The organism is Spiribacter pallidus, assembly GCF_040838495.1.
Lineage (GTDB): Bacteria > Pseudomonadota > Gammaproteobacteria > Nitrococcales > Nitrococcaceae > Spiribacter > Spiribacter pallidus.
Map to the genome: position 1 here is coordinate 1 of NZ_JBAKFM010000004.1, position 25,749 is coordinate 25,749.

Here is a 25,749-nt window from a genome sequence, read left to right on the forward strand (position 1 = left end):
CCATGTCCACACTCACCGCCTCGCGCAGCGCCTCCGGGTCGTTGAACACCCGGTACTCCGCGTGATCACCCCCCTGCCAGTCACCGCCAATGAGCACATCACCACCACCGGTGGCGCCGGTGGCATCCACCATCGTGGCTCCACCGAGGCGGATATGATCGGCCTCTACCGTGACCAGCCCGCCGCCGGCAGCGGTGCTTGAGACATCCAGCGTGCCGTTGATTTCGCTCACGGTACCGGCGTCGATGCGGATCTCACCGCCAGCCCCCTGCTCGCTACCCGCGGCAAGGCGGCCAGTGTTGTTCACCGCCCCGTCGGCTTCGAGCACGATCCGTCCGCCCTCAGCGGAGAGCCCCGACGCCTCGATGGTGCCCGTGTTGTTCACCACCCCGCGGGTGAGCTCATCCATGCCCTCGGCGGTCATCACCACCGCGCCGTCGCCCACCTCGATCACACCGCCGTTGTCAATGGCCGCATCCAGTGCGCCGCGCTCGACTTTCATGCTGACCAGCCCGGTGTCCCCGAGCGTGAGCTCCACCGCTTCGGCGGCCGCCAGCGCGACCCCGCCGCTGGGGGCTTCGATGTGCCCGCGCTGTTCGATGGTCGGTGCCACCAGTGCCAGGTGACCGCCCTCGGCGACGTTAATCTCGCCCTCCGCGACAATGCCCGCCTGGGAGCCGCCGGCGAAGCGCAGGCGATCGGCGAGGAAGTCCTCGTCGGCGATTGCCAGTGTCGAGGCCACCAGGCTTCCGGCGTCCACCCGGCTGCCGCTGGCAAAATGGATTCCCGCCTGGTTGACGAGCAGCACCTGGCCGTTGGCGCTCAGCGAGCCGAAAATCTCACTCGGCCGGCCGCTGGTGACCCGGTTCAGCGCCGCGCTCTCACGGCCAGGCTGGATGAATTCCACATGGGCCTCGCGGCCAATGGAAAAACCCTGCCATTCCGTAATCAGACGATCGCTGCGCTGGGTGATGGTCATCACCCGGCCGTCGCGGCCGATGGTGGCGTCACCCGCGGTGATCCGTTCGCCCTGCGGCAATTCGCCTGCCGCCGGGGCCGCCTTCGCCCACTGCCCGGCAAGCCCCAGAGCGGCCACCGAGCCAGAAACCATTGCCACCCGTGCGGCGCGGTGGAGCGCGGTTACCGGTGTCTCACTCATAGCTGCACCACCGCCTGGATCCAGGCACGAGAATCATCGGAGCGCCCATCGGCGTTGTTGCCGTTGACATCCCGCCCGGGGTTGTCACCGATCGCCGTGGCCCAGGTCAGACTCACCGTCAGCCAGTCCCCGCGGGTGAGCGTCAGCCCCAGCCCCGCCCCGTCTATCCGGTAGCTGTTCTCACCGGTGGCCGTGTCAATCGCATAGCCTTCGGGCAAGCGGTCGTTGAGCCGCACCCAGGCAGTGTCGTAGAACGCCGAGACCCGCAGCGAGCCCAGGTCGATAAAGTCCGCCGGCAGCTGATAACGCAGCTCCGCGCGCAGCAGATGCCCTTCGTCCGCCGAGGCCTCACCGCCCGGGTAGGCGCGCACACCACTCGAGCCACCCGGCTGAAAGCTCTGGGAGGAGTCGAGGTTATCCCCCGCCCACTGCCCACGCAGCTCGGTGAAAAGCGTCATCGGACGCTCGCCCAGCGACTGCAGCCGGGAGAGACTGTATTCGACCTTGCTGAAGTCTCCCTCAACACCCAGCTCGTCGGCCTGAGCCTGACCACCGGCGAGGGCAGGCAGATCCACCTCCCCCCACAGCGGCGAGAGAGAGAAGTTGGTCCGACCCGCCGGGCCGAATACCTGATCGGTGTGATCGCCACGCAGGCTCGGACCGAAATAAGTCACCGTCTTGTCGCTGTAGGTCGCGCCGTCGATCTGGTCTTCCAGCGCATCCCGGCTGTAGTCCATACCTACGCTGAGGTTAGTGCTCTGCGAGCGAATCCACGGATAACTCAAGCCGACGCCCTGGGTGACGGAGCTGCCGTCGAGCTCGCTCGGCCCGTCGCTGTTGATCACCTCATATTCCATCTGCGAGACCGACAGATCCGCCGCCAGGCCACTCGGGCCAAGCGGATAGCGGTAATTAAACTGCCCGAGCGCAAGCCCTTCCGCCGCCGTCGCGGAGAAGGTGAGTTGGTCGCCGACACCCAGTGGGTCATTGAGATTGCCCGTCCATCCAAAACGCTCCTGGCCTGTGCTGCGACTGCCGAAATTGCTTGTGTTGGCTGAGCTAGCAAAGAGCGGCCCTTCGCGGACGCTGAGCAGGATATGGGAGCTGCCCTCAGCCTCACCCGCCTCCAGGCGGGCCAGAGCGTCGATGCCCGGCAGGTCATTGATCAACAAGATGGCGCGGTCGAGATCCGCCTGACGAATGGGCTCGCCCGCCGGGATGAGTGCAGTGAGGATCGCGCCAAGGCGCTCCGGGTCGATGCGCAGCGGCCGCGCTCCGATCGCCTCGATACGAAACGCCCGGCCCTGCGTATCCAGCCGGCCCGGCAGAATCTCAATGGTGACCAACCCGTCGGTCACATCCTGCTCGGGCAGATAGGCTCTCGCAAGCACCCAGCCCTCGTCCTTGAGCCGCCGGGTCACCCGCTCGGCAAGCGCCTGCAGCCCCTCGAAATCCAGGGTCTGCCCGATCGCCTCACCCACGGCCTCCTCAAGCGCCGCGGCCTCGACCAGATCGGTGGCGCCCGTGAACTCGACCGACTCGACGGTGACGGTGACCTCGCCGATGCCCGTGAGCTCAGGCAGCGGCGCTTCAACCTCCGGCTCGCGAAGCGGGGCCGGCTCTTCGCGCTGCAGCGCCTCCTCCTGCCGAAGGATCGAGCCGGCATCGACATCGGACTGTGACCCGGTCTGGGATTGCGCCCAGACGACTTCGGATACCGTTGATGCCATAACACACACGATCAGCCCAACAGCGACTCTTGTGAGCATGACCGCTTGCATCTCCTAGGCCAGAAACGACTACAGTTAGAATAAGTTTTTGACCGCCGGGATCAACGGACAAATACTGATAAATTCTTAATTTTTCTGACATTCGCCGACATTACCTTTCATCGCCACGGGCCGGGATCAGCGCCGGGCAATGAATCCGGCCAGGCGACCGGTGACACCATCGCGGCGATAAGAAAAGCAACCGGCATGATCGGAATGAGTACAGCTCCCGATATCGGCCACCTCGCCGATCCCGCGATCGCGAAGCAGCTTTCGGGCCGTAGCCCGCAGGTCGACGCGCCGGTCCTGACCGCGTTGCTCGTACACCGCCGGGCGGCCGGCGGCGTGGAAGGCATCGATCACCTCGCGGCCGACCCCGAACGCGCCAACCCCGATGCAGGGACCGATGCAGGCGGCAAGCCGGGTTGATGGCACTGGCAGGGCCTGGATCACCTGATCGATCACGCCGGCCGCCAGCCCCCGCCAGCCGGCATGAACGGCCGCCACACAAGCGCCATCCCGCTCGGCGAGCAGAACCGGCAGGCAGTCCGCGACCAGCACCGCGCAGGGCTGGCCGGGGCGATCCGACCAGACCCCGTCGGCCGGCGTGATGTCCGGATCCACCGCATCGGTGTGGATCACGCGTGTGCCATGGACTTGTGAAAGCCACCGCGGTGCCATCGCCAACCCAGCGGCCTCGATAAACCGGTGCCGATTGTCCCGCACCCGTGCGGGATCATCGCCGACGTGCAGCGCCAGGTTGAGGCTGTCGTAGGGCGGCGTGCTGACGCCGCCGGTGCGCAGGGTAAAACCAGCGTTGACGCCGGCGACATCCCAGTCCGGCCGCAAAATGACCACCGCTTCGCTCATCGATGGTGCGCCTGGTGCCGGCCGAGGGCATCCCGCAGCCGCGCAAAATCCGCGGGCACCGGCGTCGTCCACGTGCATCGCTCGCCGGTTACCGGGTGTTCGAGGGTCAAGGTCTCGGCATGCAGCGCCTGACGGCGAAAGCCGCGCAGCACATCCGCCACGCTCACCGCCGATGCCGCGGGAGCGTCGGTCATCGGGCCCGCGGCCGGCGACTCGCCCTCCCCGGCCTCGGCGCCCGCAGCCAGCGGCTCGACGGTCACCGCCTCCGCGCCCCCGGGCAGCCGCAGCCGCCCGCCGTAGACCGGGTCGCCGACGATGGGATGGCGGATATGCGCCATGTGGACACGGATCTGATGGGTACGGCCGGTCTCGAGCCGGCATCGCAGCAGGGTGTGCGCGACAAAACGCGTCTCAACCCGATAGTGGGTCACCGCCGGCTTGCCATCGGATCCGCGAACGGCCATTTTCAGCCGATCCCTGGGATGTCGACCGATGGGTGCCTCCACCTTGCCACCGCCCGTAAACGTCCCCACCACTAGGGCCAGATACTCGCGGCCCATGGTCCGGGCCTGCAGCTGGTCGACCAGCGCGGTGTGCGCCTCGAGGGTCTTGGCCACCACCATCAGCCCACTGGTGTCGCGATCGAGCCGGTGCACGATGCCACTGCGCGGCACCCCTGCCAGCGCCGGGTGGTGGTGCAACAACGCATTCTGCAGCGTCCCGGCCGGGTTGCCCGCCCCGGGATGAACCACCAGGCCGGCGGGTTTGTTGATCACAACAAGGGCCGAATCCTCGTGGAGGACATCAAGCGGAATGGGCTCGGGCAACACCGCCCCTTCGTCGGCCTGCCGGGCATCGATGACCACCGCCTCGCCGCCGGCCACCGCGGTCCGGGCCCGGGGCGAGGCACCATCGACGGTCAAGTCACCGGCTTTCAGCCAGCGCTGCAGCCGCGCTCGCGAGAACTCCGGGAAAAGCGCGGCCAGCGCGACATCAAGCCGCTCGCCGGCGGCGCTCTCGGGGATGATGGCTTGTCGCTGAATGCGTTGCATCACTGCGGGGTGTCCGTTGCCTGAAAGCGCTGGGCGCTGCCGGTGCTTTTCTCTAGACTGTGAGTCCGATCAATCGACCACAGTCAGGTGCCATGAAACGCTTTTTGTTGATTCTACTGTCAATCGGCCTGCTTGCGGGTTGCGCGAGCAATAACGACGAACCCAATGAACTGCGCAACGCCGAGGCGGCGGCCATCTACGAGAACGCCAAGCGTGCCATGGACCGAGGCGACTGGCAGACCGCCACCCAGGAGCTTGAATCGCTCCAGGCCCAGTATCCGTTTGGCATTCATGCCACCCAGGCCCAGCTGGATATCATCTACGTCTACTATCGCTCGGGCGATGTGGCCTCGACCGTGGCCGCCGCCGAGCGTTTTCGCCGCATCAACCCACGCCATCGCGCCGTGCCCTACACCTGGTACATGCAGGGCCTGGCCCTTGAAGAGAAAAACGAAGACATGCTCAAGCGCTGGGTGGGGGTAGATGGCACGCTGCGCGACCCGGTGCCCCGCCGCCAGGCGTTTGATGCCTATACCACCGTGGTCGAGCAGTTCCCCGAGAGCGACTACGCCGAAGATGCGCGCACGCGGCTGGACGGGCTTTTTGCCGATGGCGCCCGGTATCAGCTAAGCGTTGCCGAGTTCTACGCCGACCGCCGCGCCTGGGTGGCGGCGGCCCGCCGAGCGATTACGGTCATCGATGAGTTCCCCGGCACGCCCTCGGTCGCACCGGCGCTGGCGCTGCTCGAGCGGGCCTATCGCGAGATCGGCCTCGAGGATCTGGCCGAAGGAGTGGTCGCGGCCCGCGCCCGCGGGGTCGGCGAGACTGACCCGGCAGCGACACCCGTAGCACCCAGTCTTTATGAAAACGAAACCGACGTGGTCCCGCCAGCGCCCCAAGGCGGGGGCAATGCGCCCACCGGCGCCGGCGATATCATGGATATGTAGGCCCGGATCGCCGTCGGCCCGGATCGCCGCGTCGCCGGCTAGAGCGCCTCTTCACCCGAGTCGCCGGTGCGGATGCGCACCGCCTCTTCCACCGGGCTGACAAAGACCTTGCCATCACCGATCTTGCCCGTATTGGCGGCAGCGACGATGGCCTCGACCACCCGCTCGGCCAGCTCGTCACCCACCACGACCTCGACGCGCATCTTGGGCAGAAAATCCACCACATACTCGGCGCCGCGATAAAGCTCGGTGTGGCCCTTCTGCCGGCCAAAGCCCTTGACCTCGGTGACGGTCATGCCGGTGATGCCCACCTCGGCGATGGCCTCGCGCACGTCATCTAGTTTGAAGGGCTTGATGATGGCCTCGATCTTTTTCATTGAAGCACTCCCGTGTACTTGGAGTGCGGCAGTGTAGCAGCCGTCGCCACACGGTGGTGGGCTATGAGCGACCGAACCCCGAGGTAATCGGATAGCGCCGGTCGCGGCCAAAGGCCTTGGTGGTCACCTTGACCCCGGGCGCCGCCTGCCGGCGTTTGTATTCGTTGCGATGCAAAAGCCTGACCACCTGCTCGACCGTGGCCCGGTCATGGCCGGCGGCGACGATCTCATCCACCCCGGCATCCTCCTCGACATAGGCGGCAAGGATGGCGTCGAGGGCTTCATATTCGGGCAGGCTGTCGGTGTCCTTTTGATCCGGGGCCAGCTCGGCGCTGGGCGGACGGGTGAGGACATTCTCGGGGATCACCGGGGCGATGGCGTTGCGATAGCGGGCCAGCCGGTAGACTTCGGTCTTGAAGATGTCCTTGAGCGGCGAGAACCCGCCCACCATGTCGCCATAGAGGGTGGCATAGCCGACGGCCATCTCGCTTTTATTGCCGGTGGCAAGCACCAGCCCGCCCAGTTTGTTGGAGACCGCCATCAGAGTGGTCCCGCGGATCCGCGACTGGAGGTTTTCCTCGGTGACATCCGCCGGCCGATCGCCGAAAACCGGGCCGAGGGCGTCGCGGAACTCATTGAACACCCCCTCGATGGCCACGGTGTCATAGCGCACGCCCAGCGCCTCGACGATGGCCCCGGCATCGGTGTGGCTCATCTCGCTGGTATAGCGGGTGGGCATCATCAGGCAATGCACCCGATCGGCGCCCAGGGCATCCACGGCAATGCAGACGGTCAGCGCCGAGTCGATGCCACCGGAAAGCCCGATGACCACACCGGGGAAGCGATTTTTTTCGATGTAATCGCGCACCCCCCAGACCAGCGCCTCGTAGACCGCCGCCTCGGCGGAGAGCGCCGGCTCGACGGCGCCTTCAAGCGGCGTCCAGCGATCATGGATGCAATCGATATCCACCGGGTAGAGCCCGGTCTCGAACCGCGGGGCGCGCACCATGACATCGCCGCGGGCGTCAAAGGCGCACGAGCCCCCGTCGTAGACCACCTCGTCCTGGCCACCGGCCATATTGCAGTAGAGGATGGGCCGCTGCGACTCGGTGATGCGCTCGCGCAGGACCGACTCGCGGGCGGTGCCTTTATACTGATCGAAGGGCGAGGCATTGAGGTTGACGATGACATCGGCGCCGGCATCGACGGCCCTGGCCACCGGCGCGGCGTGCCAGGCGTCCTCGCAGATGGTCACCCCGACACGGCAGCCATCCACCGACACCACACAGGGGGCGTCACCCGGGGCAAAGTAGCGCAGATCATCGAACACCCCGTAGGTGGGCAGCTCGTGCTTGGCGTAACGGGCCACGACCTGGCCGTCCCGGATCACGAGCGCGGCGTTGTAGAGCCGGCCTTCGATGAGCAGCGGGGCGCCGACGAACACCGTGATGCCGCGGGTCTGCCGGGCGATGCGCTCGACAGCGGCCTCGACGGCGGCGATGAAATCGGGCCGCAGCAGCAGATCATCCGGCGGATAGCCGGTAAGCGTGAGCTCGGGACAGCACACGGCCGTCGCCCCCAGGCGATCTCTCGCCTCGGTGGCCGCCGCGATCACGGCATCGGTGTTGCCCGGCACATCCCCCACCAGGAGGTTGAGCTGGGCCATGGCAAAGCGCAGGCGTTGGCTCATCCGGGCAGGATGCCTCCGCATTGAAGGGGCCGCAATGCGACCCGAGACATGGGGGAGTCAGCCCGTGAAGCAGTCACTGACGCGCTGGCCGATCTCCGCCGGCGACCGCACCGTCGCCACACCGGCTTTCTCGAGCGCGCCAAACTTATCCGCCGCCGTGCCCTTGCCACCGCTGATAATCGCACCGGCATGGCCCATGCGTTTGCCGGGCGGCGCCGTGACACCCGCGATGTAGGCGACCACCGGCTTGCGCACGTTGGACTGAATGAACTCCGCGGCCTCTTCTTCGGCGGTTCCGCCGATCTCGCCGACCATGACAATGCCCTTGGTCTGGCGGTCGGCCTCGAACTGCTCGATTACATCGATAAAGTTCATCCCCTGGATCGGGTCACCGCCGATGCCCACACAGGTGCTCTGCCCCATACCGATATCGGTGGTCTGCTTGACCGCCTCGTAGGTAAGCGTCCCCGAGCGCGAGACGATGCCAATGGACCCGGCTTTGTGGATGTGACCGGGCATGATGCCGATCTTGCACTCATCCGGAGTGATGATGCCCGGGCAGTTGGGCCCGATCAGGGTGGCGTCGTAGAAATCGAGCGCCGCTTTGACCTTGAGCATGTCGAGCACCGGGATGCCCTCGGTGATACAGGCGATGACCTTGATGCCCGCCTCGGCGGCCTCGAGGATGGCGTCGGCGGCAAAGGCCGCCGGCACATAGATCATCGAGGCGTTGGCGGCGGTGTCATCCACCGCGTCGCGGACGGTGTTAAACACCGGCCGGTCGAGATGCGTCTCGCCGCCGCGGCCCGGCGTGGTGCCGCCGACGATGTTGGTGCCATAGGCAATGCACTGCTCGGCGTGAAAGGTGCCCTGCTTCCCGGTGAAGCCCTGGACGATCACCTTGGTGTTTTTGTCCACCAGAATACTCATGCGAATCCCTCGTCGTTGTTCCGGGTTACAGGATCAGGCGCTGACCGCGCCCACCACCTTTTGTGCGCCGTCGGTGAGATCGTCGGCGGGGATGATGTCAAGGCCGCTGTCGGCGAGCAGCTGCTTGCCTTGCTCGACATTGGTGCCCTCGAGCCGCACCACCACCGGGACATTGACGCCCACCTCCTTGACCGCGGCAATCACGCCCTCGGCGATCATGTCGCAGCGCACGATACCGCCGAAGATGTTCACCAAAATGCCCTGCACATCGGGGCTCGCCGAGATGATCTTGAACGCCTCGGTGACCCGCTCTTTGTTGGTCCCGCCACCGACGTCCAGAAAGTTGGCCGGCTCGCCGCCGTGGAGCTTGATCACGTCCATGGTGGCCATGGCAAGGCCGGCACCGTTGACCATGCAACCGATATTGCCGTCGAGGGTGATGTAGTTAAGGCCATGCTCGGCGGCCGCCACCTCGGTCTCGTCCTCCTGGCTGACATCGCGCATATCGGCGATCTCGGCCTGGCGGTTGATCTCGATGGCGTTGTCATCGACGTTGATCTTGGCATCCAGCGCCAGCAGCTCATCGTCACCGGTGACGATGAGCGGATTGATCTCGATCAGGCTGAGGTCGCGATCCTCAAAGCAACGATAGAGCCCGCGCATGATCTGGGTGAGCTGCTTGATCTGCGCCGGGGTCAGGCCAAGCGCGAAGCCCATCTGCCGGCACTGATAGGGCTGCAGCCCGGCCACCGGGTTGACCCGCACGGTGATGATCTTCTCGGGCTCGGTGGCAGCAACCTCTTCGATATCCATGCCGCCGGCAGCAGACCCCATGAAAACCACCCGCTTGCTGGCACGATCGACCAGCGCGCCCAAGTAGATCTCGCGGGCGATGTCGAGGCCTTCTTCGATCATCACCGAATTGATCGGCATGCCATGCTCGTCGGTCTGATGAGTCACCAGCCGGGTGCCGAGCATCGCCTCGGTGTACTGCGTGACCTCGTCCAGGCTCTTGGCGATCTTCACACCGCCGGCCTTGCCCCGACCGCCCGCATGCACCTGCGCCTTGACCACCCAGACCGGGCCGCCGAGCTTTTCTGCCGCTTCCTTGGCCTCGGCCGCGGAACGGGCCACGAAACCCTTGGGAATGGGAATACCGTACTGGCTGAAGATGTGCTTCGCCTGAAACTCGTGAAGGTTCATGGACGCTCCGCCTCCTCCAAAAAATTGGGCGTATTCTCCACGAAACCGCCGCCGGGTTCAAAAATATGTGGCAGTGCAGTATTGAATCGGTGGTAGCGGGAGGGCCGCGGCGTCGGCAGCTCGGGTCGCGACAGCCGCTGTGTCGAAAGGTGCGGTCCCGACATCTGTGATATGGACAACCGCGGTCACGACAACTGTGGTCGCTGCAACCGCGGCCCCACGAGCCGCGGTCTCGACGCCCCGGTCCCGATAACTGCGGTCGCTGCAACCGCGGCCCCACGAGCCGCGGTCTCGACGCCCCGGTCCCGACAGCCCCGGTCCCGACAGCGGCATGAAAACCAGGCCGGCTACAAACACCGTTAGTCAGTGACTCCCTGCCGGCCGAGGCGAGGTTCGGCGCCGGCGAGCCACGATTTGCCCATAGATGTGACGCATTACGCATCATGCTTGTCGCGGCTGCCCAGAGAATAGCCCCCGCGGGAACGCGCCGCGCCTGCCTGGGCGGGATGCTCGGGCGGCGCTTTTAGGCCGCCTCGCCCGGGCCGCGATGGCAGGACCGTCACACTCTGGCGGAAATGTCCGGGCGGGATACGCCAGCCGGCGCCACAAGGAAGTGGCCAGCAGACGCAGGACCGCGTGCCGGCTGCATCCGCGGCAAGCCCGGCGCCCAAGTCAGGCCCGGCACCCACAGCCAGCCTGGCACCCACGGCAGGCCCGGCGCTACCCGCACCATCTACGGAGCGGCACTTGAGACAAGGAGGCCTCTTATGACGCATCAGGTTCAGCACGCAAAGCAGTTTGGTCACTCAGCACAAGCGCGACCGGCATCAGTCGGCCAAGCCGGCTTTACCCTCATCGAACTGATGATCGTCGTCGCCATCGTCGGCATCCTCGCCAGCGTCGCCATCCCGGCCTATTCGGACTACACCGTCCGCGCCAAGGTCACCGAAGCGGTCACCGCCGCCGGCGCCATCAAGACGAGCGTCGCAGATTATTACTACGCGAACGGCGAGTTACCAACGTCGAATGCGGAGGCGGGGATTGCTGAGTCAACTGCCTTTTCTAGCGATGTGATCAGCGAAATCACCATTGAGCCCGGAACCAGCGAAGGTGTGGACGCCGGCACGATCAGCATCGAATTAGACCCGAATCTAGCTTCTGATATCGAATCCGGAAACAAGCTGGTATTCGCTCCCTTCACATCCAACGGGAATATTTCTTGGAGCTGCAGCGTCTCCAAATGGGGCGGGGACTTTCCCTCCAAGTATGCACCGGCAATTTGCAGGGACGCGGGCGGGGCCTAATTACCGGCAGGTCTTGCGATTACCCCCCTTTGTTGCCGAGGCCGCACACGGTCTCGGCACACGCTTTATGCACATCATTAACCGTGATCCGGAACGCTTTATGCGCCTTGTAAGACGTGATGCGTAAACCGTGTGTATCAACGGTGTGCAGCGGTTTGGGAAAAAGGGTTTAACAGCGCGGCCCGGTCCAGCTCGCCCAGCGAACCGATCTCCTTGCAGACCCAGCGACCCGGCACTCTGCAGACCGAGCAAGCTCAACACCATGCAGACCAAGCAACTCCTTTGTCCTGCAGATCCAGCGACCACAGCGCCCAAGACGACAAATACCCTCGGCCTAAACCACAAAACCAGTGCGATCAGCATGTCGTGTCCTGCGCGAATCGGCCGCTCGATCAGCCATCAAGCCGGCCAACAAACCGGCTCGATCATGCTCGAGACCGTCATTGCGCTGCCCGTTGTCCTGCTCCTCGGCCTGCTCATCACGCAATGGGCGTTCATCATCCAAGCACGATCGATGCTCGACCACGCCAGCTACATGGCCGTGCGGGCCGGTGCCCTTAACCAGGGCGAGCTTGCGCCGATGCGTCGGGCTTTCGCGCGGGCGATCACCCCCATGAACCTCGCGGGGACCGGCGCACAGGCATTCGAGACCGCTTTTCTCACTCGCTCGCTGCCGGCCGCCCGGATGCATGCGCGCTTCAAGATCCTCACCCCGACCCGCGCGGCCTTTGCCGACCATGCGCAAACAGACCACCAGGGGCGGCGGTACCTGCCCTACCAGGACCTCGACAAACACCCGCGCAGACCGGGGCGACGTAGTGGCGTGTCACTGCAGCAGGCGACCCGTCTGACACTGGAGGTGACCTACGGACTGGATCTTCTGGTGCCGCTCGCCGGGCCGCTGATCATTGAGGCGGCGCAGGCGGCGGACGCTTTGACCGGCAACTACGACGCCCGCGAACGGCTCATGCTCGCCAATGATCGTCTGCCCATCCGGATCACCACTCAGGCCCGTATGCAAAGCCGTCTCTATTCGACCCGCCATCTGCCACGGCAGTAGCCGCCATCTCTCCGGATCATTCACCGGCCACCGACCACCATCACCGACCGGCGCCACAGACCGCCACAACCGATCTGCTAACCATGGCTCGCCCCCAACTTGACCCTCGTCAATAAGCCGGGCTACCGTCAAACCGACTGTCACAATTCTGTGATGGCTGCCAATCGGCAAGTGGTCGGCATCCTGCCGTCACCCGAAACAGCAACAAGGAGACTTATTGATGAAGTCGTCCGCCATCTTTACCCGCGCCGCCGCCGGCGCGCTGGCCCTGGGCCTTTCCACCGCCGCCTTCGCTGATACCTGGCGCTATGCCCACGAAGAGTTCGAAGGCGATGTCCAGGATGTCTACGCCCTCGCGTTCAAGGACTACATCGAAGACAACTCCGAGCACACCCTCGAAGTCTATCGCTTTGGCGAGCTCGGCGAGTCTGACGACATCATGGAGCAGGCGCAGTCCGGCATCCTCGAGTTCGTCAACCAGTCCCCGGGCTTCAGTGGGGCCTGGCTGCCGGCCGCGCAGATCTTCTTTGTGCCCTACCTGCTGCCCACCGACGAGCAGACCGTCTATGAGTTCTTCGACGAGAGCGAGGCCATCCACGAGATGTTCCCCGAGCTCTATGCCGAGCACGGGCTTGAGCTACTCAAGATGTATCCCGAAGGCGAGATGGTCGTCACTGCCGATGAGCCGGTAACCAGCCCCGCGGAGTTCGACAACAAGAAAATCCGCGTGATGACCAACCCGCTGCTCTCCGAGACCTACAACGCCTTTGGTGCGACGCCGACGCCGCTGCCCTGGGGCGAGGTCTATGGCGGTCTGCAGACCGGTGTCATCGACGGGCAGGAGAACCCGATCTTCTGGATCGAGTCCGGCGGTCTCTACGAAGTCTCGCCCAACCTGATCTTCACCGGTCACGGTTGGTTCGTGACCGCTTCGATGGCCAACAAAGAGTTCTTCGATAGCCTGAGCAGCGACGAGCAGCAGATGCTGCGCGAAGCCGCCGACTACGCCTATGGCGTGACCATGGAGCACATCCAGGGTCTTGCCGATGAGTCGCTGGCGAAGATCCAGGAGGCCTCCGACGAGGTCACCGTCACCCGGCTGACCGACGAGCAGATCCAGGCTTTCAAGGAGCGTGCGCCGCAGGTCGAGGAAGCCTATCTGGAGATGACCGGCGAGGACGGGGCCATGCTGCTTGAGCAGTTCAAGGCCGACCTCGAGGCCGTCCAGGGCAATTAAGGCCCTCCGGACACCGGGTCCGGAACCGGGGGGCGTCCCGAACCGTCGGGCGCCCCCTTTTTGTTTCCATCGGAGAGGGCCATTGCGATGAGCACCGAGGAAGACGAAGCCGCCGAGAAGCGCTACCGTTCGGATCTGCCCGGGCCACTGGGGCTGCTGGATACCTTTCTGGCGCGGCTGGAGGCGGTCATCCTGGGGCTGGGTGTGCTGCTGATGGCCACCAACACCATCGCCAATGTCATCGGCCGGTTCGTGCTGGGGCAGAGCATTTTCTTCTCGGGCGAGATCAACCGCATCCTCATCATCATGATCACCTTTGCGGGGATCGGCTACGCCGCCCGCCATGGCCGGCATATCCGCATGTCGGCGATCTATGACATCTTTCCGGTGATCACCCGCAAGATCCTGATGATCACCATCGCGCTGATCACCTCGGCGGCGATGTTCTTTCTGCTGTACTTCTCGGTGCTCTACATCATCGATCTGCAGAGCAAGGGTCGGGTGCTGCCGGCGCTTGGCTTTCCCATCTGGACGATCTACCTCTGGGTGCCGCTGGGTTTTGGCATCACCGGCATCCAGTACTTTTTGACCGCCATCAAGAACCTGCGCGAGAAGGACGTCTATCTGTCCACCGCCATGGTTGATGGCTACAGCGACACCGAGACCGAGGTCTAGCCATGGCACCGATCATGTTCACCGCCATGGTCATCCTCCTGCTGCTGGGCTTCCCGATGATGGTGCCGCTGATCGCCGGTGCGGTGATCGGCTTTACCATGATGTTCGATGGCTTCGGCCAGATGGAAACCCTCATCCAGCAGATCCTCGCCGGCATCCGGCCGGCCTCGCTGATCGCCGTGCCCATGTTCATCCTCGCCGCCGATATCATGACCCGGGGCACCTCCGCCGAGCGGCTCATCAACATGGTCATGAGCTTTATCGGCCACATCAAAGGCGGCCTTGCAGTGAGCACCGCCGCCTCGTGCACGCTGTTTGGCGCGGTCTCGGGCTCGACCCAGGCCACGGTGGTGGCCATCGGCTCGCCGCTGCGGCCTCGCATGCTGAAAGCCGGGTACAAGGACTCCTTCACCCTGGCACTCATTATCAACGCGAGCGACATCGCCTTTCTGATCCCGCCGAGCATCGGCATGATCGTCTACGGAGTGATCTCCGAGACCTCCATTGGCGAGCTTTTCATCGCCGGTATCGGCCCGGGGCTGATGATCCTTGGCATGTTCGCCGCCTACTGCATGGTCTATGCCCGCCTTAACAACGTCCCCACCGAAGCGAAGGCCAGCTGGCGCGAGCGGCTCTCGGCGGTGCGTCAGGCGCTCTGGCCGCTGGGCTTTCCAGTAATCATCGTCGGTGGCATCTACGGCGGCGTTTTCAGCCCCACCGAGGCGGCAGCGGTGTGCGTGCTCTATGCCGTCATCCTTGAGTTCATCGTCTTCCGCTCGCTCAAGGCCACCGAGATCTGGTCCATTGCCAAATCCACCGGGCTGATCACCGCGGTGGTGTTCATCCTGGTGGGAGCGGGCAATGGCTTTTCGTGGATCATCTCGTTTGCCCAGATCCCGGATGCGGTGCTGAGTGCGGTGGGCATCGATCAGGCCGGGCCGGTGGGTGTGCTCATCGCCATTTGCGTGGCGTTTTTCATCGCCTGCATGTTCGTCGACCCCATTGTGGTCATCCTGGTGCTCACCCCGATCTTCATGCCCGCGGTCGAGGCCACCGGACTTGATCCGGTGCTTGTGGGTATACTGATTACGTTGCAGGTGGCGATTGGCTCGGCAACGCCGCCGTTTGGCTGCGATATCTTTACCGCCATCGCCATTTTCAAGCGCCCCTATATGGAAGTCATCCGCGGCACACCGCCCTTTGTGCTGATGCTGGTGCTCGCCGCCGCACTTTTGATCATGTTCCCGCAGATTGCGCTTGGACTGCGCGATCTGATGTTCAACTAGAGGCTTTGCATGGCGGTATTCAACCGAATCCTGGTCCCGGTGGATGGATCGAGCGGCGCGGTACAGGCGCTGGAAAAGGCGGTGGGGCTGCAGCGACTCACCGATGCCGAGATCTTTGTGCTCTGCGTTTTCAAACACCACAGCCTGCGCGAGGCCTCGATCTCGATGGTCCGGCCCGGCAAGGTCAACCTGCCCGAGGATGCCTTGAAGGAATACGCCACCGACATTGCCATGTCGGCCAAGCAGTACGTGCTCGATCATGACGTGCCCAAGGAGCGGTTGCGGGCCTTTGTCAAAGGCGGCCGGCCGGCAAGCACCATCGTGCAGTTCGCCAAACAGCGCGAGTGTGATCTGATCGTCGTTGGCGCCCAGGGCACCACCGATGAGGCCAGTGTGCTGCTTGGCAGCGTCGCCCATCGGGTGGCCGGTGCCGCCCATTGCCCGGTGCTCGTGGTCTAACGCTGAACACCGCTGGTCGGCCCGCCGGCCGCCCCCGGCCGCACGAGCGCCATCGCCCTGGCGGTTAGCCCGCCGTCAGCAGGACTCCCACCGCCAGCACCGCTAGGCCGATCAAAAGCGATCGGCGCAGCAACGCGTGCATGTCACTGACCGCCTCGGCAGTGAGATCCCGGGGCGTGTCCGCCGGCGGGACGTTCATCGCCGCCAGACCGGTCTCGGCCAGTCGCCACTCCGCATCCCCGCCGAGCGCCTGCTCCCAGGCCTGCCAGGCGGCGCTGAAATGACCCGCCAGCGCCAGCCCCAGCGCCAGTAACCGGTCCGGCACCCAGTCGAGCACCCTCAAGACCCGGCCGGCGGCCTGACAAAACCCGGGGCCGGTGTTGTCCTGACAGTCGGCAAAGGCCCGGGCCATCACCACCAACCGGTAGCCCACCGCGCCCACCGGCCCCAGCAGAACAAACCAGAAGATCGGCGCGATCAGCCGTGTCCGGCCGCGCAACACCACCTGACGGGCGGCCACCTCGGGCATCGCCTCGAGCGGCATGGCCTCGAGCGAGCGGCCGGCCAGCGCGTCGAGCGCCAGCCCCGCCTCGGTCTCGTCCCCCCGGTGCCAGGCTGCGGTAAAAGCGGCCACCTCGGCCTCGAGGGTGCGGCCGCCGCCGAAGGCAAAGCAAAGCGCGGCGACCCCCAACGCCAGCCCCATCAGCCCGAAAAGCGCCTCGCCGAGACCCCACTGCAACACCAGCAATGGCAAAAGCGGCGGCAGTAGCAGCAGCGCCACTCCGCCGCCGTGATTCCACAGCCCACGGGGCAGAAGCCGGCCCTGCAGCCAGGCCGCGTAACGGAAGAACCCCCGGGCGCTGCGCCAGCCCCCCGGGGGCAGATGCGAGTGGGCGACAAGCGCCAGCAGCAGGGCAATGAGTTTCATAGCGCGACCACCCGTTGTTGTGTCACCGGGCGGGTCAGCCCGAGGTTGTCTTCGAGTCGGCCCCAGTCAAAGCACGGGCCCGGATCGCTTTTGCGCCCCGGGGCGATATGGCAATGCCCCACCACTCGATTGCGCCCGATGTCGGGATAGGCCTCGCGCAGTGCGTCGATGACCGGCTCGAGTCGATCGTACTGAACATCGGCATAGGGGGTGTCATCGGTGCCTTCCAGCTCGATGCCAATCGAGAAGTCATTACACCCGCGTCGCCCCTCGAAGGCCGACTCGCCGGCATGCCAGGCGCGTTGGCCAAAGGGCACGAACTGCGTCATGTGCCCATCACGGCGGATCAACAAATGGGCAGAGACCCGAAGGCCGTAGAGCTCGACGAATCGCTCATCCCGGCGGGTATCGAGCTGGTTGGTGAAAAGCCGGTCGATGTAGTCACCGCCAAACGACCCGGCCGGCAGGCTGATGCTGTGGATGACGATCAGCTCGGGCTGACAGCCGCAGGGCCGCGGGCCCCGATTGGGTGAATCAACATAGGAAACCCCGGTCAACAGCCCCGTTGTCCTGTCCACCTGCATCGATGCCCTCCCGCATCACAGCACCGTACTGCGCCCCGTTGAGCGGATGATAGCATTATGGATTGTTTTCGAACTGCGCCCGGAGCCGGCATGTCATCGACGCCCACACAGATCAATCGCCTGGCCGACGCCACCAGCCCGTATCTGCGTCAGCACGCGGACAATCCGGTCCACTGGCAGCCCTGGGACGAGACCGCATTGGCCGCCGCCCGGGACGAGGGCAAGCTGATTCTGCTGTCGATCGGCTACTCGGCCTGTCACTGGTGCCATGTCATGGCCCACGAGAGCTTCGAGGATGCGCAGATCGCGGCACAGATGAACCGCGATTTCATCAATATCAAAGTCGACCGCGAAGAGCGCCCCGATCTCGACCGCATCTATCAGACCGCCCATCAGCTGCTCACCGGCCGGGGCGGTGGCTGGCCGCTGACCGTTTTCCTCACCCCCGATCAGCTGCCGTTTTTTGCCGGCACCTATTTTCCGCGACAGGGCCGCCAGGGCATGCCGGGCTTTGATGCGGTGATGGAGCGGGTCGTCGAGGTCTACCGGGACCGGCCCGAGGAGATCCACGAGCAAAACGCCGATATGCAGCAGGTACTCGAGCGGTTGGCCGCCGTATCCGGCGAGGCTGAGCTGCCCGGCCGCGAGGCGCTGGAGGATGCCCGATTGCAGCTCGGCGAGCGGTTCGACCCGGCCTTTGGCGGGTTTGGCAGCGCGCCCAAGTTTCCGCAGCCGGTCGCCCTCAACCGGCTGTTGCGGCATTACGCCCGCAGCGAGCGATCAGTAGATGCCGATCGCGGGGCACTGCACATGGCCTGTCACACCCTGCGCCGAATGGCGCTGGGCGGGCTCTACGATCAGGTCGGGGGCGGCTTTGCCCGCTACTCGGTGGATGGCGAGTGGATGATCCCGCATTTCGAGAAGATGCTCTCGGACAATGCGCTTTTAATGAGCGTGGCCACCGATGCCCACCGCGCCACCGGGGATCGGTTCTTCCGCCGCATCGCCCGCGAGACCGGCGAGTGGGCACTGCGCGAGATGCGCCTTCCTGAGGGCGGCTTTGCCACCTCGCTGGATGCCGATACCAGCGAGGGCGAAGGGGTGTTCTACCTCTGGACGCCCGATGAGGTGCGCGACGTGCTGGACGCCGACGAGGCCGAGCTGGTGATTCTGCGGCTGGGGCTTGATGAAAAGCCCAACTTCGAGGGCCGGTGGCACCCGCAGGTGCATATGGCGTTCTCAGAGCTTGCCAAGCGATTGCAGACTCCCCGGGACGGGCTGGTGCAGCGTTGGCAGTCCGCGCAGGCCAAGCTGCGCAAAGCGCGGGACGAGCGCGAGCGACCGGGACGCGATGACAAGGCACTGACCGCCTGGAACGCGCTTATGATCCGGGGACTGGCGCGGGCCGGACGGCTGCTGGGGCTGCCCGAATTCATCGACGCGGCCGAGGCGGCCGAGCAGTTTGTGCACCAACATCTCTGGCGCGACGGTCGCCTTCTGGCTAGCTGGCGGGCCGGTCAGGCCGACCTGCCGGGGTATCTGGACGACCACGCCTTTATGCTGGATGCGCTCATCGAGCTGCAGCAGGCCCGCTGGGACAGCCAGCGAATGGCATGGGCCACGCGGTTGGGTGATGTGTTGCTCGAGCAGTTCGAGGATCCCCGGGTGGGCGGGTTTTTCTTTACCGCCGCCGATCACGAGTCGCTCATCCAGCGGCCCCGGACCTTCACCGACGACGCCCTGCCCTCGGGCAACGGCATCGCCGCGCTGGCGCTCAATCGGCTTGCCTGTCTGGTGGGCGAGCCGCGCTATAGCAAAGCCGCGGAACGGGCCGTGCGCGCCGGCGCCGAGCAGCTCGAGCAGACCGCCGCGGCGCAGTGCGCGCTGCTGGATGCACTGGATGAGCTGATCGAACCGCCCGAGGTGGTGGTCGTGCGCGCCGACGACAACGCCCTCGAACACTGGATGGAGGTGGCTAACGCCGCCTACCAGCCCAATCGGCTGGTCTTCACCCCGCCGGTGAATGCCCCGCTTGCCAGCACCCCCGCCGGCGAAACCGGCGCCTGGGTCTGCCGGGGGCACACCTGCCTGCCCAAAGCGGCAACGCCCACCGAACTGGCCGACCGGCTAACAGACACCCCCTGACGCCTCCGCCGACCGGCGGGGGCACAGGGCGTTGCGTGACCGCCCGGCCGCCGGTCGGGCTGTGGCGCCGACGCCACGCCTGTCATCAATCTGCAGTTGAATGTTCATTGAAACGTCCGGGCTCTGTCACCGGAACGTCCCGCTGCTGTCACATCCGATCTGCAAATTGGCGCGCAGTCGCGTCGCACGGCCATCGCGCCGTTGTCGCGGCGAAACAACGCCATTTGCAAATGAGGATTGATGTGATGAAAAACGTATCCAAGCTGGCCCTTTTTGTGGCCGCAGGCATGGTGTCGGCGGGTGTGAACGCTGCCACCATCCAGATTCCTGAGGGCACCGCCTTTGAGCTCGAGGGTGAGTTTGTCTCGAACTACTTCGTTAAAGATGCCGTGGACACGGCGGTTGACACTACGGACGGTGGGGACCCCGAGGAGACCAACGAAAACGACCTCGAAGGCGAGATCGAGTTGGCGTGGTCGGCGGTGCGCTCGTTCGAGAATTTCGATGCCTACACCGAAGCCGCCTTCAAGTTCGAGAACCAGACCGACGATGGAACCGGCACAGAGTTCGACGGCGCCGTCGCCGGCATTGAAGGCGACTTTGGCCAGCTCGAGGTTGGGGCCACCGACAGTGTCTACGAAGACTTAATCACCGACGCGGTGGATATTACCGAGGAGTCGGGGCTGGACTACGGCGGCTACGGGTTTGATGAGAACAACATGCTGACCTACTACAGCCCTGAGACAGCCGGTTTTTCTTTTAACCTGCAGATTGGCATTCTGGATGAGGCCGAAAACAGCACCGAGTCGGAACAGGGCTTCGTCGCCAGTGCTGCCTATGACTTTGGCGTCGGTGCCATCCACGTCGGTTATGATGAGCTTGGTAACACAGCCGATAGCGACGACGGGCTGACCGGTATCGCCACAGTGTTCGAGCTGGGTCTTGCCGAGGTTTCCCTTTCCCACGAGATGGAGACTGACACCAACGATCAGGACACCGATTACACTGGCGTGGCCGTCTCGTACGACTACGGCATGGGCAACCTTTATGGTGCCTATCAGTCGGTTTCACCGGATGTTGGCGATGATCAGTCGCAGTATGCCCTGGGCGTGAGCGCTGCCATCGCCGATGGCTTCGACGTCTACGCCGAATACGCCGATTTTGACGGCCAGGATCCCACTGATGCCGACACCCAGATGACGCTCGGACTCGTGTACGCGTTCTGATCAAAAGCGCCTAGACGACACCCCCATATGGCAAACCGCCCGCCGGCGTCGCTAACCGGTGGGCGGTTTTTTTTAAGGCTATCGGGCAAACATGGCTTGCAGCCGCTCGGTAATTTGACAAGCCGCCTGCTCGTCGAGACGCCCCAGGTGCTCCCGACAACGGGTTTGATCGATGGCACGGAGCTGATCCAGTGCCACCTCGCCTTCCTTGCCGTTGAAACTGATCACAACCCGACACGGCCACTGACGTACTGTGGTCGTCATTGGCGCGATGATCACCGTCGACAAAGACCGGTTGAGTTCATCCGGTGAGATGATGGCGGCCGGGCGGGTCTTGCGCATCTCGGCGCCACGGGTCGGGTTGAGCGTCACCCGATACACCTGGAATCGTTCAATACCCGACGCCATCACCAGGTCCATTCGGTGTCGTCGAATGCGTTATCCGCATCATCCGGGATGAGCAGACCCTCATCGGCGGTCGCCGGGTGCGGCGAGGCGGTGATTGCGGCCTCCCACCCCGCCCGCGGATGGTGACTCGGGGTGATGTAGACACCGCCGTCGCGGACCTCCAGATCAAGCTCGCCTTCGAGCCCACAGTCGCGTATGACCGTGGACGGGATTCGTATCCCTTTGGAGTTACCGATTGGAATCAACCTGACTTTCATGCGCACAAGCTTGTAACCACATTGTGATTACATCAACCTTATCACGACGGACGGGACACTATAAATCCAGCTCTCCCTGCCCGGGTGCAGGCGCGCGGCGGCGTTTGCGTGGCCGTTCCGGGCTGGGGCTGCGGCTTGCATGTTGGCGGCGGATGCGGGCGGATTCGCGGTTGAGATCGCGGCTCGCGCGATGGGCCTTGATGCGGGCGCGGGCCTCGCGGGCGGCCTGTTCGTGATCCACTACCGGCAGCGGGTAGTCCTCGCCCAGCCGCAGGCCATAGCGCCTCTGCAGGGTGGCCGGCATCTTCCAGGGCTCGTGGATCCAGTCCGCCGGCACCTGAGCAAGCGCCGGGATCCAGCGCCGGATGTAATCGCCCTGTGGGTCCTGATCCCGCGACTGTTTGACCGGGTTGTAGATGCGCAACGTGTTAATGCCGGTGGTCCCCGACTGCATCTGAAACTGACAGTAATGGATACCGGGCTCGTAGTCGGTGAATAGCCGCGCCAGATGCAGCGACGGCTCGCGCCAGTGCAGCCACAGGTGATAGCTCGCCACCGCCACCAGCATCGCCCGCATCCGAAAGTTGATCCACCCGTCATGGGCGACCTGCCGCATGCAGGCATCGATAAACGGCACTCCGGTGCGGCCTTCGGCCCAGGCAGCCAGTCGCTCGCCATCCACCGCCGATTCATCGCGCAGCCCGTCATAGCCGCGATGCAGGTTGCGCCACTCGATACTGGGCTCGTCTTCGAGCTTTTGGATGAAATGGCAGTGCCAGTGCAGCCGCGACTCAAACGATTTCAAAGACTGCGCCCAGTTGGATCGGGGGGCGGCGGCCTTGGCTTCGGCCCAGCGGCGGCGATGCGTCTGGACAATCTCGCGAAGCGATAACGTGCCATAGGCGATATGCGCGGAAAGCCGAGAGCAGACATGCTCGGCCGAGCGCGGGCTGGCCATGCCCTGGCGATAGGTCTCGCCCCGCTCGGTCAGAAAGCTTGCTAGCAAGTCCTCGCCGGCCGCCCGCCCACCGGCCTGGCGCCCCGGGCAAGGGGTGTTGTCATAACCCCGCTCGGCCGGCAACGCCGCTATCGCAAGCGGCTTGAGACCGGTGTCAGCAAGCGCCGCCTCGGTCGCCCCCGGGGTTATCGCGGTGGGCGCTTGCACCGGCGGTGCCTTCATCCGCCGCTCCCAGTGCCCGGCCCATTCATCGCGGTCTTTAAGCCCGCGCACCACACCGAACTGCGGCGTCTCATTCAAACCCACACCGCTTGACCGGCACCAGGCCGCCACCGCCCGGTCGCGTTGATAGGTCCAGTGGTTGCCGGTCTCTTCGTGGGCGTGGATGGCCTCGAAGGGCAGAGCCGCATGCAAACGGGCGAACACCTCGGGCAGCTCGCCTTTGATCACCAAAAGCCGCAGCCCACGGCCATGCAGCGCGGCATCCAGCTCGATGAGGGATGCCCGGATGAACGCCCAGTGCCGGGCCGCAGTATCGGGCTGTTGCCAGTAGCCGGGCTCGATGACATAGACCGGTAGCACCGGCCCGGTCGCTGCGGCATTGGCCAGCGGGGCATGGTCGTAGGCGCGCAGATCGCGCTTGAACCAGACAAGCTGCCGGGTCATGAGCGCTTGCGGCTGCGGCGGCAACGCTCGCTGCAATAGCGGACGTTCTCCCAGTCCTTCGCCCATTTGCGCCGCCAGTTAAAGGGGCGCTCGCAGACCGGGCAGATTTTGCTGGGAAGCGGTTTATTCATGGCGGCCAGCCTTGCGTAAATGCCTTTTGCAGGCAAGGACCTTCAATGGACCGGCCCGCACGGGCGAAGTTCGCCGGGCGCGAGTTATCATGCCGATTCACCCTCGAACGTTGGCCACTGCCCTGTCATGACCGACCCGCGCCGTCGCTACGCCCTCACCCAAGCCCATCCCGGCGAAGAGGATCGCTTTTTTGTCGAGGCGCTCGATAAAACCCAATGGCGCCCGGCCGGGACCGGGCCCGAGGGTGATGACTGGGATACGCTCTGGCACGTGGGCATGCCCCCGGTGACGGCGTTCCAGCGGGCCCGGGACGGCCGGCTTGTCAATCACATCCCCGGCAACGGCGCGCTCACCGTCAAATCATCGCTTGCCGATCATATCCACCGCACCCGCGACCAGCTGGCCGCGCTCTACGGCAACGAGAGCGAACCGGCCCAGGCCATGGACATGATCCCGCCGACCTATTGCCTGCCCCGCGACCGGGCGGCACTCGAGGCCGCGGCGGCCGCCGAGCCCGGGGCGCTGTGGCTTTTAAAACCCGCCAACAGCGCCCGGGGCCAGGGCATCCGGCTGCTCGATGACCCCCGCGGCATCCAGCCACCTGGCTCGCCCGCGGGCGGCTGGATCGTCCAGCGCTATCTCGCCGACCCGCATCTCATCGACCACCGCAAGTATGTCCTGCGCCTTTATGTGCTGATCCGCTCGGTGGCGCCGCTGCGGGTCGAGCGCTATGCCCAGGGCTTCGCCAAGCTCGCCTCCCACGCCTACACCCTCGATGACCTCACCGACCCCTACATCCACCAGACCAACCCGGATATCAACGCCACCAATGCGCGGGTGGACGACCCGGTGGTCTTTATTGACCTCGAGGGCTATCGCGCCCGGCTTGCCGCCGAGGGGCAGGATGCCGACGGGCTTTTCAGGCGCATCGACCGCCTCATCGCCCGGGCGGTGTGGGCCGCGCGCCCGACCATGGATCGCGCCACCCGAGCCGCCGGCGCGGATCCCACCTGCTGCTATGAGTTTCTGGGCCTGGACTGTCTGGTGGATCGTGACCGGCGCCCGTGGCTGCTTGAGTGCAACCTCAACCCATCACTCGGGGTGTTCGCCGGCCCGGCGGATGGCGGCGAACAGGAGGCGCGCATCAAACGCGCCATGGTCTATGACCTGGTGGATCGCCTTGGACTCAATGACCCGCAACGGCCCCATCAGGACAGGCCGGCCCCGGCCGGCGGGTTTCAACCACTGGCAAGCGATATCAAAACACTCGCCCCACCCCTGCCCCGGCTCACGCCCGGCCGGGTGGATGAGCATATCGATGACCATGGCCTGCGGCTTTATGACCGCCAGCGGCAACGCTGGCTGCAACCCAACGACACGGCCAGTCTGATCTGGCTGCTGGCCTGCGATGGCCAGGGGCTTGAGGCCATTGTCGACGAACTCCGTGAGCTGCCCGATGCCGATAGCGACCGCGACACCCTGGCGCATACCGTCTGGTCCACCCTGGCGGAGTGGACCCGGCAGGGGCTGTTACACCCGCTGGCCTAACGCCGATTGGATCGCCGCCAGGCCGGCGGCACAGTCCTGGGTGACTCGCCCCTGCGCCTCGGCATCCCCCCGGGTCACCCCCAGCCCCAGTACATAGACCGGTGTGCCGGCGGCCGCCGCGGCGCGCACAAACCGATAACCCGACCAGACCATCAGCGACGAGCCCACAATCCACAACGCCCCGCAGCGCTCGACCGCGGCGAAAGCCTGCTCCACCCGGGTGGCGGGGACGGTCTCGCCAAAGAACACCACCGCGGGCTTTAACATACCGCCACAAGCCTCACAGCCCGGCACCACAAAGTCGCGATAATCCACCCCGGTCAGCTCGGCATCGCCATCCGGGGTGTGGTAGGCGGTAGTGGCGGCATCCACCCAGCCCGGGTTGGCGGACTCGAGCTGGTGTTGATGATGCCGGCGCGGGATGACCCGGCCGCAGTCCAGGCACTCGACCTGATCCAGCCGGCCATGCAGGTCGAGCACCTCGCGGCTGCCCGCCGCCTGGTGCAGGCCATCGACATTCTGGGTGATCAACGCACCCACCAGCCCCGCCGACTCCAGTGCGGCGATGCTGCGATGCGCGGCATTGGGCCGGGCCGTCTCCACCGTGCGCCAGCCCACCAGGCTGCGCGCCCAGTAGCGCTGGCGGCCGCTGGGGCTTTCGGTGAACTCCTTTAGCTGCATGGGCGAACCGCGCTTCCACACCCCGTTGTGGTCACGATAATCGGGGATGCCCGAGCCGGTGGACACCCCGGCGCCGGTGATCACCGCCACCGGCGCCCGGTCGGACAGCGCATCGGCCAGCGCCGGGATGCCCATCTCCAGGGCCGGTTCGGGCAGGGGGCGGACACTCGCCACGTCAGGAACTCCTCAAGACTTTAT

The 25,749-nt window shown here is 65.1% G+C and carries 25 protein-coding genes; 10 read left to right on the forward strand and 15 right to left on the reverse strand.

Annotated elements, in window-relative coordinates:
* The 4 genes from V6X73_RS07925 to rluD form a co-directional block, all read right to left on the reverse strand.
* A partial coding sequence (locus V6X73_RS07925) for a two-partner secretion domain-containing protein (RefSeq protein ID WP_367959342.1) occupies positions 1-1,159 on the reverse strand: 1,159 nt, incomplete at its 3' end.
* Complete coding sequence (locus V6X73_RS07930; RefSeq protein WP_367959343.1) at positions 1,156-2,889, reverse strand: ShlB/FhaC/HecB family hemolysin secretion/activation protein; 1,734 nt, start codon at positions 2,887-2,889, stop codon at positions 1,156-1,158. The genes V6X73_RS07930 and V6X73_RS07925, both read right to left, overlap by 4 nt.
* Before the next feature lie 177 nt (positions 2,890-3,066).
* Positions 3,067-3,798, reverse strand: a complete 732-nt coding sequence (pgeF, locus tag V6X73_RS07935; protein ID WP_367959344.1) for a peptidoglycan editing factor PgeF — start codon at positions 3,796-3,798, stop codon at positions 3,067-3,069.
* Positions 3,795-4,850, reverse strand: a complete 1,056-nt coding sequence (gene rluD, locus V6X73_RS07940; protein WP_367959346.1) for a 23S rRNA pseudouridine(1911/1915/1917) synthase RluD — start codon at positions 4,848-4,850, stop codon at positions 3,795-3,797. Before rluD ends, pgeF begins: the two co-directional genes overlap by 4 nt.
* 92 nt (positions 4,851-4,942) lie before the next feature.
* Here rluD and V6X73_RS07945 point away from each other — a divergent pair, with 92 nt between their 5' ends.
* Positions 4,943-5,797, forward strand: a complete 855-nt coding sequence (locus V6X73_RS07945) for an outer membrane protein assembly factor BamD (RefSeq protein ID WP_367959347.1) — start codon at positions 4,943-4,945, stop codon at positions 5,795-5,797.
* A 38-nt stretch (positions 5,798-5,835) separates the two neighbouring features.
* Here the strand turns inward: V6X73_RS07945 and V6X73_RS07950 are convergent, their stop codons facing one another.
* From V6X73_RS07950 to sucC, 4 genes are all read right to left on the reverse strand, one after another.
* Positions 5,836-6,174, reverse strand: a complete 339-nt coding sequence (locus V6X73_RS07950; RefSeq protein WP_367959348.1) for a P-II family nitrogen regulator — start codon at positions 6,172-6,174, stop codon at positions 5,836-5,838.
* A gap of 61 nt (positions 6,175-6,235) precedes the next feature.
* Positions 6,236-7,864: an NAD+ synthase gene (locus tag V6X73_RS07955; protein WP_367959350.1), complete on the reverse strand. Its 1,629-nt coding sequence runs from the start codon at positions 7,862-7,864 to the stop codon at positions 6,236-6,238.
* 57 nt (positions 7,865-7,921) lie between these two features.
* The gene (gene sucD / locus V6X73_RS07960; protein WP_367959352.1) at positions 7,922-8,794 is read right to left on the reverse strand and encodes a succinate--CoA ligase subunit alpha; all 873 of its coding nucleotides are present in this window, start codon (positions 8,792-8,794) and stop codon (positions 7,922-7,924) included.
* Positions 8,795-8,827: 33 nt separating this feature from the next.
* Complete coding sequence (sucC, locus tag V6X73_RS07965; protein WP_367959353.1) at positions 8,828-9,997, reverse strand: ADP-forming succinate--CoA ligase subunit beta; 1,170 nt, start codon at positions 9,995-9,997, stop codon at positions 8,828-8,830.
* A 767-nt stretch (positions 9,998-10,764) separates the two neighbouring features.
* Between sucC and V6X73_RS07970 the strand changes: the two genes are divergently transcribed.
* From V6X73_RS07970 to V6X73_RS07995, 6 genes are all read left to right on the forward strand, one after another.
* Positions 10,765-11,301, forward strand: coding sequence for a pilin (locus V6X73_RS07970; RefSeq protein ID WP_367959354.1), 537 nt, complete (start codon positions 10,765-10,767; stop codon positions 11,299-11,301).
* 361 nt (positions 11,302-11,662) lie between these two features.
* On the forward strand, positions 11,663-12,361 hold the full coding sequence (locus V6X73_RS07975; protein WP_367959355.1) for a TadE/TadG family type IV pilus assembly protein: 699 nt from the start codon (positions 11,663-11,665) through the stop codon (positions 12,359-12,361).
* Between the two features lie 220 nt (positions 12,362-12,581).
* On the forward strand, positions 12,582-13,598 hold the full coding sequence (locus V6X73_RS07980) for a TRAP transporter substrate-binding protein (RefSeq protein WP_367959356.1): 1,017 nt from the start codon (positions 12,582-12,584) through the stop codon (positions 13,596-13,598).
* An 87-nt stretch (positions 13,599-13,685) separates the two neighbouring features.
* Entirely contained in the window at positions 13,686-14,273 is a 588-nt protein-coding gene (locus tag V6X73_RS07985; RefSeq protein ID WP_367959357.1) for a TRAP transporter small permease, read from the forward strand.
* Between the two features lie 2 nt (positions 14,274-14,275).
* Positions 14,276-15,559, forward strand: a complete 1,284-nt coding sequence (locus V6X73_RS07990; RefSeq protein ID WP_367959358.1) for a TRAP transporter large permease — start codon at positions 14,276-14,278, stop codon at positions 15,557-15,559.
* Positions 15,560-15,568: 9 nt separating this feature from the next.
* The gene (locus V6X73_RS07995) at positions 15,569-16,018 is read left to right on the forward strand and encodes a universal stress protein (RefSeq protein WP_367959360.1); all 450 of its coding nucleotides are present in this window, start codon (positions 15,569-15,571) and stop codon (positions 16,016-16,018) included.
* Positions 16,019-16,082: 64 nt separating this feature from the next.
* Here the strand turns inward: V6X73_RS07995 and ampE are convergent, their stop codons facing one another.
* On the reverse strand, positions 16,083-16,946 hold the full coding sequence (gene ampE, locus V6X73_RS08000; RefSeq protein ID WP_367959361.1) for a regulatory signaling modulator protein AmpE: 864 nt from the start codon (positions 16,944-16,946) through the stop codon (positions 16,083-16,085).
* Positions 16,943-17,530, reverse strand: a complete 588-nt coding sequence (ampD, locus tag V6X73_RS08005) for a 1,6-anhydro-N-acetylmuramyl-L-alanine amidase AmpD (RefSeq protein WP_367959362.1) — start codon at positions 17,528-17,530, stop codon at positions 16,943-16,945. Before ampD ends, ampE begins: the two co-directional genes overlap by 4 nt.
* 90 nt (positions 17,531-17,620) lie before the next feature.
* Between ampD and V6X73_RS08010 the strand changes: the two genes are divergently transcribed.
* The gene (locus V6X73_RS08010; RefSeq protein ID WP_367959363.1) at positions 17,621-19,675 is read left to right on the forward strand and encodes a thioredoxin domain-containing protein; all 2,055 of its coding nucleotides are present in this window, start codon (positions 17,621-17,623) and stop codon (positions 19,673-19,675) included.
* 245 nt (positions 19,676-19,920) lie between these two features.
* Positions 19,921-20,901 (forward strand): porin, encoded by a 981-nt coding sequence (locus tag V6X73_RS08015; protein ID WP_367959364.1) that lies wholly within the window; start codon positions 19,921-19,923, stop codon positions 20,899-20,901.
* Positions 20,902-20,979: 78 nt separating this feature from the next.
* On the opposite strand, the gene V6X73_RS08020 is transcribed toward V6X73_RS08015, so the two are convergent.
* The 4 genes from V6X73_RS08020 to V6X73_RS08035 are packed head-to-tail and all read right to left on the reverse strand — an operon-like array spanning position 20,980 to position 23,321.
* Positions 20,980-21,309 carry a type II toxin-antitoxin system PemK/MazF family toxin gene (locus V6X73_RS08020; protein WP_367959365.1) on the reverse strand — a complete coding sequence of 110 codons (330 nt, stop codon included), beginning with the start codon at positions 21,307-21,309 and terminating at the stop codon, positions 20,980-20,982.
* Positions 21,309-21,566, reverse strand: coding sequence for an AbrB/MazE/SpoVT family DNA-binding domain-containing protein (locus tag V6X73_RS08025; protein ID WP_367959366.1), 258 nt, complete (start codon positions 21,564-21,566; stop codon positions 21,309-21,311). Before V6X73_RS08025 ends, V6X73_RS08020 begins: the two co-directional genes overlap by 1 nt.
* Positions 21,567-21,624: 58 nt before the next feature.
* On the reverse strand, positions 21,625-23,190 hold the full coding sequence (locus tag V6X73_RS08030; protein ID WP_367959367.1) for an FAD-binding domain-containing protein: 1,566 nt from the start codon (positions 23,188-23,190) through the stop codon (positions 21,625-21,627).
* Entirely contained in the window at positions 23,187-23,321 is a 135-nt protein-coding gene (locus tag V6X73_RS08035; protein WP_367959368.1) for a DUF2256 domain-containing protein, read from the reverse strand. Before V6X73_RS08035 ends, V6X73_RS08030 begins: the two co-directional genes overlap by 4 nt.
* 127 nt (positions 23,322-23,448) lie before the next feature.
* Between V6X73_RS08035 and V6X73_RS08040 the strand changes: the two genes are divergently transcribed.
* Positions 23,449-24,870: a hypothetical protein gene (locus V6X73_RS08040; RefSeq protein ID WP_367959369.1), complete on the forward strand. Its 1,422-nt coding sequence runs from the start codon at positions 23,449-23,451 to the stop codon at positions 24,868-24,870.
* On the opposite strand, the gene V6X73_RS08045 is transcribed toward V6X73_RS08040, so the two are convergent.
* The gene (locus V6X73_RS08045) at positions 24,853-25,725 is read right to left on the reverse strand and encodes an NAD-dependent protein deacetylase (protein WP_367959370.1); all 873 of its coding nucleotides are present in this window, start codon (positions 25,723-25,725) and stop codon (positions 24,853-24,855) included. The two genes, V6X73_RS08040 and V6X73_RS08045, sit on opposite strands and share 18 nt — an antisense overlap.
* Between the last annotated feature and the right edge of the window lie 24 nt (positions 25,726-25,749).

Coding starts and splice junctions, on each gene's coding strand:
- V6X73_RS07980 (WP_367959356.1), top strand. CDS start 12,582: ATGAAGTCGTCCGCCATCTTTACCCGCGCCGCCGCCGGCGCGCTGGCC.
- V6X73_RS07970 (WP_367959354.1), top strand. CDS start 10,765: ATGACGCATCAGGTTCAGCACGCAAAGCAGTTTGGTCACTCAGCACAA.
- V6X73_RS08025 (WP_367959366.1), bottom strand. CDS start 21,566: ATGAAAGTCAGGTTGATTCCAATCGGTAACTCCAAAGGGATACGAATC.
- V6X73_RS08020 (WP_367959365.1), bottom strand. CDS start 21,309: ATGGCGTCGGGTATTGAACGATTCCAGGTGTATCGGGTGACGCTCAAC.
- V6X73_RS08010 (WP_367959363.1), top strand. CDS start 17,621: ATGTCATCGACGCCCACACAGATCAATCGCCTGGCCGACGCCACCAGC.
- ampD (WP_367959362.1), bottom strand. CDS start 17,530: ATGCAGGTGGACAGGACAACGGGGCTGTTGACCGGGGTTTCCTATGTT.
- V6X73_RS07955 (WP_367959350.1), bottom strand. CDS start 7,864: ATGAGCCAACGCCTGCGCTTTGCCATGGCCCAGCTCAACCTCCTGGTG.
- V6X73_RS07995 (WP_367959360.1), top strand. CDS start 15,569: ATGGCGGTATTCAACCGAATCCTGGTCCCGGTGGATGGATCGAGCGGC.
- pgeF (WP_367959344.1), bottom strand. CDS start 3,798: ATGAGCGAAGCGGTGGTCATTTTGCGGCCGGACTGGGATGTCGCCGGC.
- ampE (WP_367959361.1), bottom strand. CDS start 16,946: ATGAAACTCATTGCCCTGCTGCTGGCGCTTGTCGCCCACTCGCATCTG.
- sucD (WP_367959352.1), bottom strand. CDS start 8,794: ATGAGTATTCTGGTGGACAAAAACACCAAGGTGATCGTCCAGGGCTTC.
- V6X73_RS07985 (WP_367959357.1), top strand. CDS start 13,686: ATGAGCACCGAGGAAGACGAAGCCGCCGAGAAGCGCTACCGTTCGGAT.
- V6X73_RS07975 (WP_367959355.1), top strand. CDS start 11,663: ATGTCGTGTCCTGCGCGAATCGGCCGCTCGATCAGCCATCAAGCCGGC.
- V6X73_RS08040 (WP_367959369.1), top strand. CDS start 23,449: ATGACCGACCCGCGCCGTCGCTACGCCCTCACCCAAGCCCATCCCGGC.
- V6X73_RS07930 (WP_367959343.1), bottom strand. CDS start 2,889: ATGGCATCAACGGTATCCGAAGTCGTCTGGGCGCAATCCCAGACCGGG.
- V6X73_RS07990 (WP_367959358.1), top strand. CDS start 14,276: ATGGCACCGATCATGTTCACCGCCATGGTCATCCTCCTGCTGCTGGGC.
- sucC (WP_367959353.1), bottom strand. CDS start 9,997: ATGAACCTTCACGAGTTTCAGGCGAAGCACATCTTCAGCCAGTACGGT.
- V6X73_RS08015 (WP_367959364.1), top strand. CDS start 19,921: ATGAAAAACGTATCCAAGCTGGCCCTTTTTGTGGCCGCAGGCATGGTG.
- rluD (WP_367959346.1), bottom strand. CDS start 4,850: ATGCAACGCATTCAGCGACAAGCCATCATCCCCGAGAGCGCCGCCGGC.
- V6X73_RS08030 (WP_367959367.1), bottom strand. CDS start 23,190: ATGACCCGGCAGCTTGTCTGGTTCAAGCGCGATCTGCGCGCCTACGAC.
- V6X73_RS07950 (WP_367959348.1), bottom strand. CDS start 6,174: ATGAAAAAGATCGAGGCCATCATCAAGCCCTTCAAACTAGATGACGTG.
- V6X73_RS07945 (WP_367959347.1), top strand. CDS start 4,943: ATGAAACGCTTTTTGTTGATTCTACTGTCAATCGGCCTGCTTGCGGGT.
- V6X73_RS08035 (WP_367959368.1), bottom strand. CDS start 23,321: ATGAATAAACCGCTTCCCAGCAAAATCTGCCCGGTCTGCGAGCGCCCC.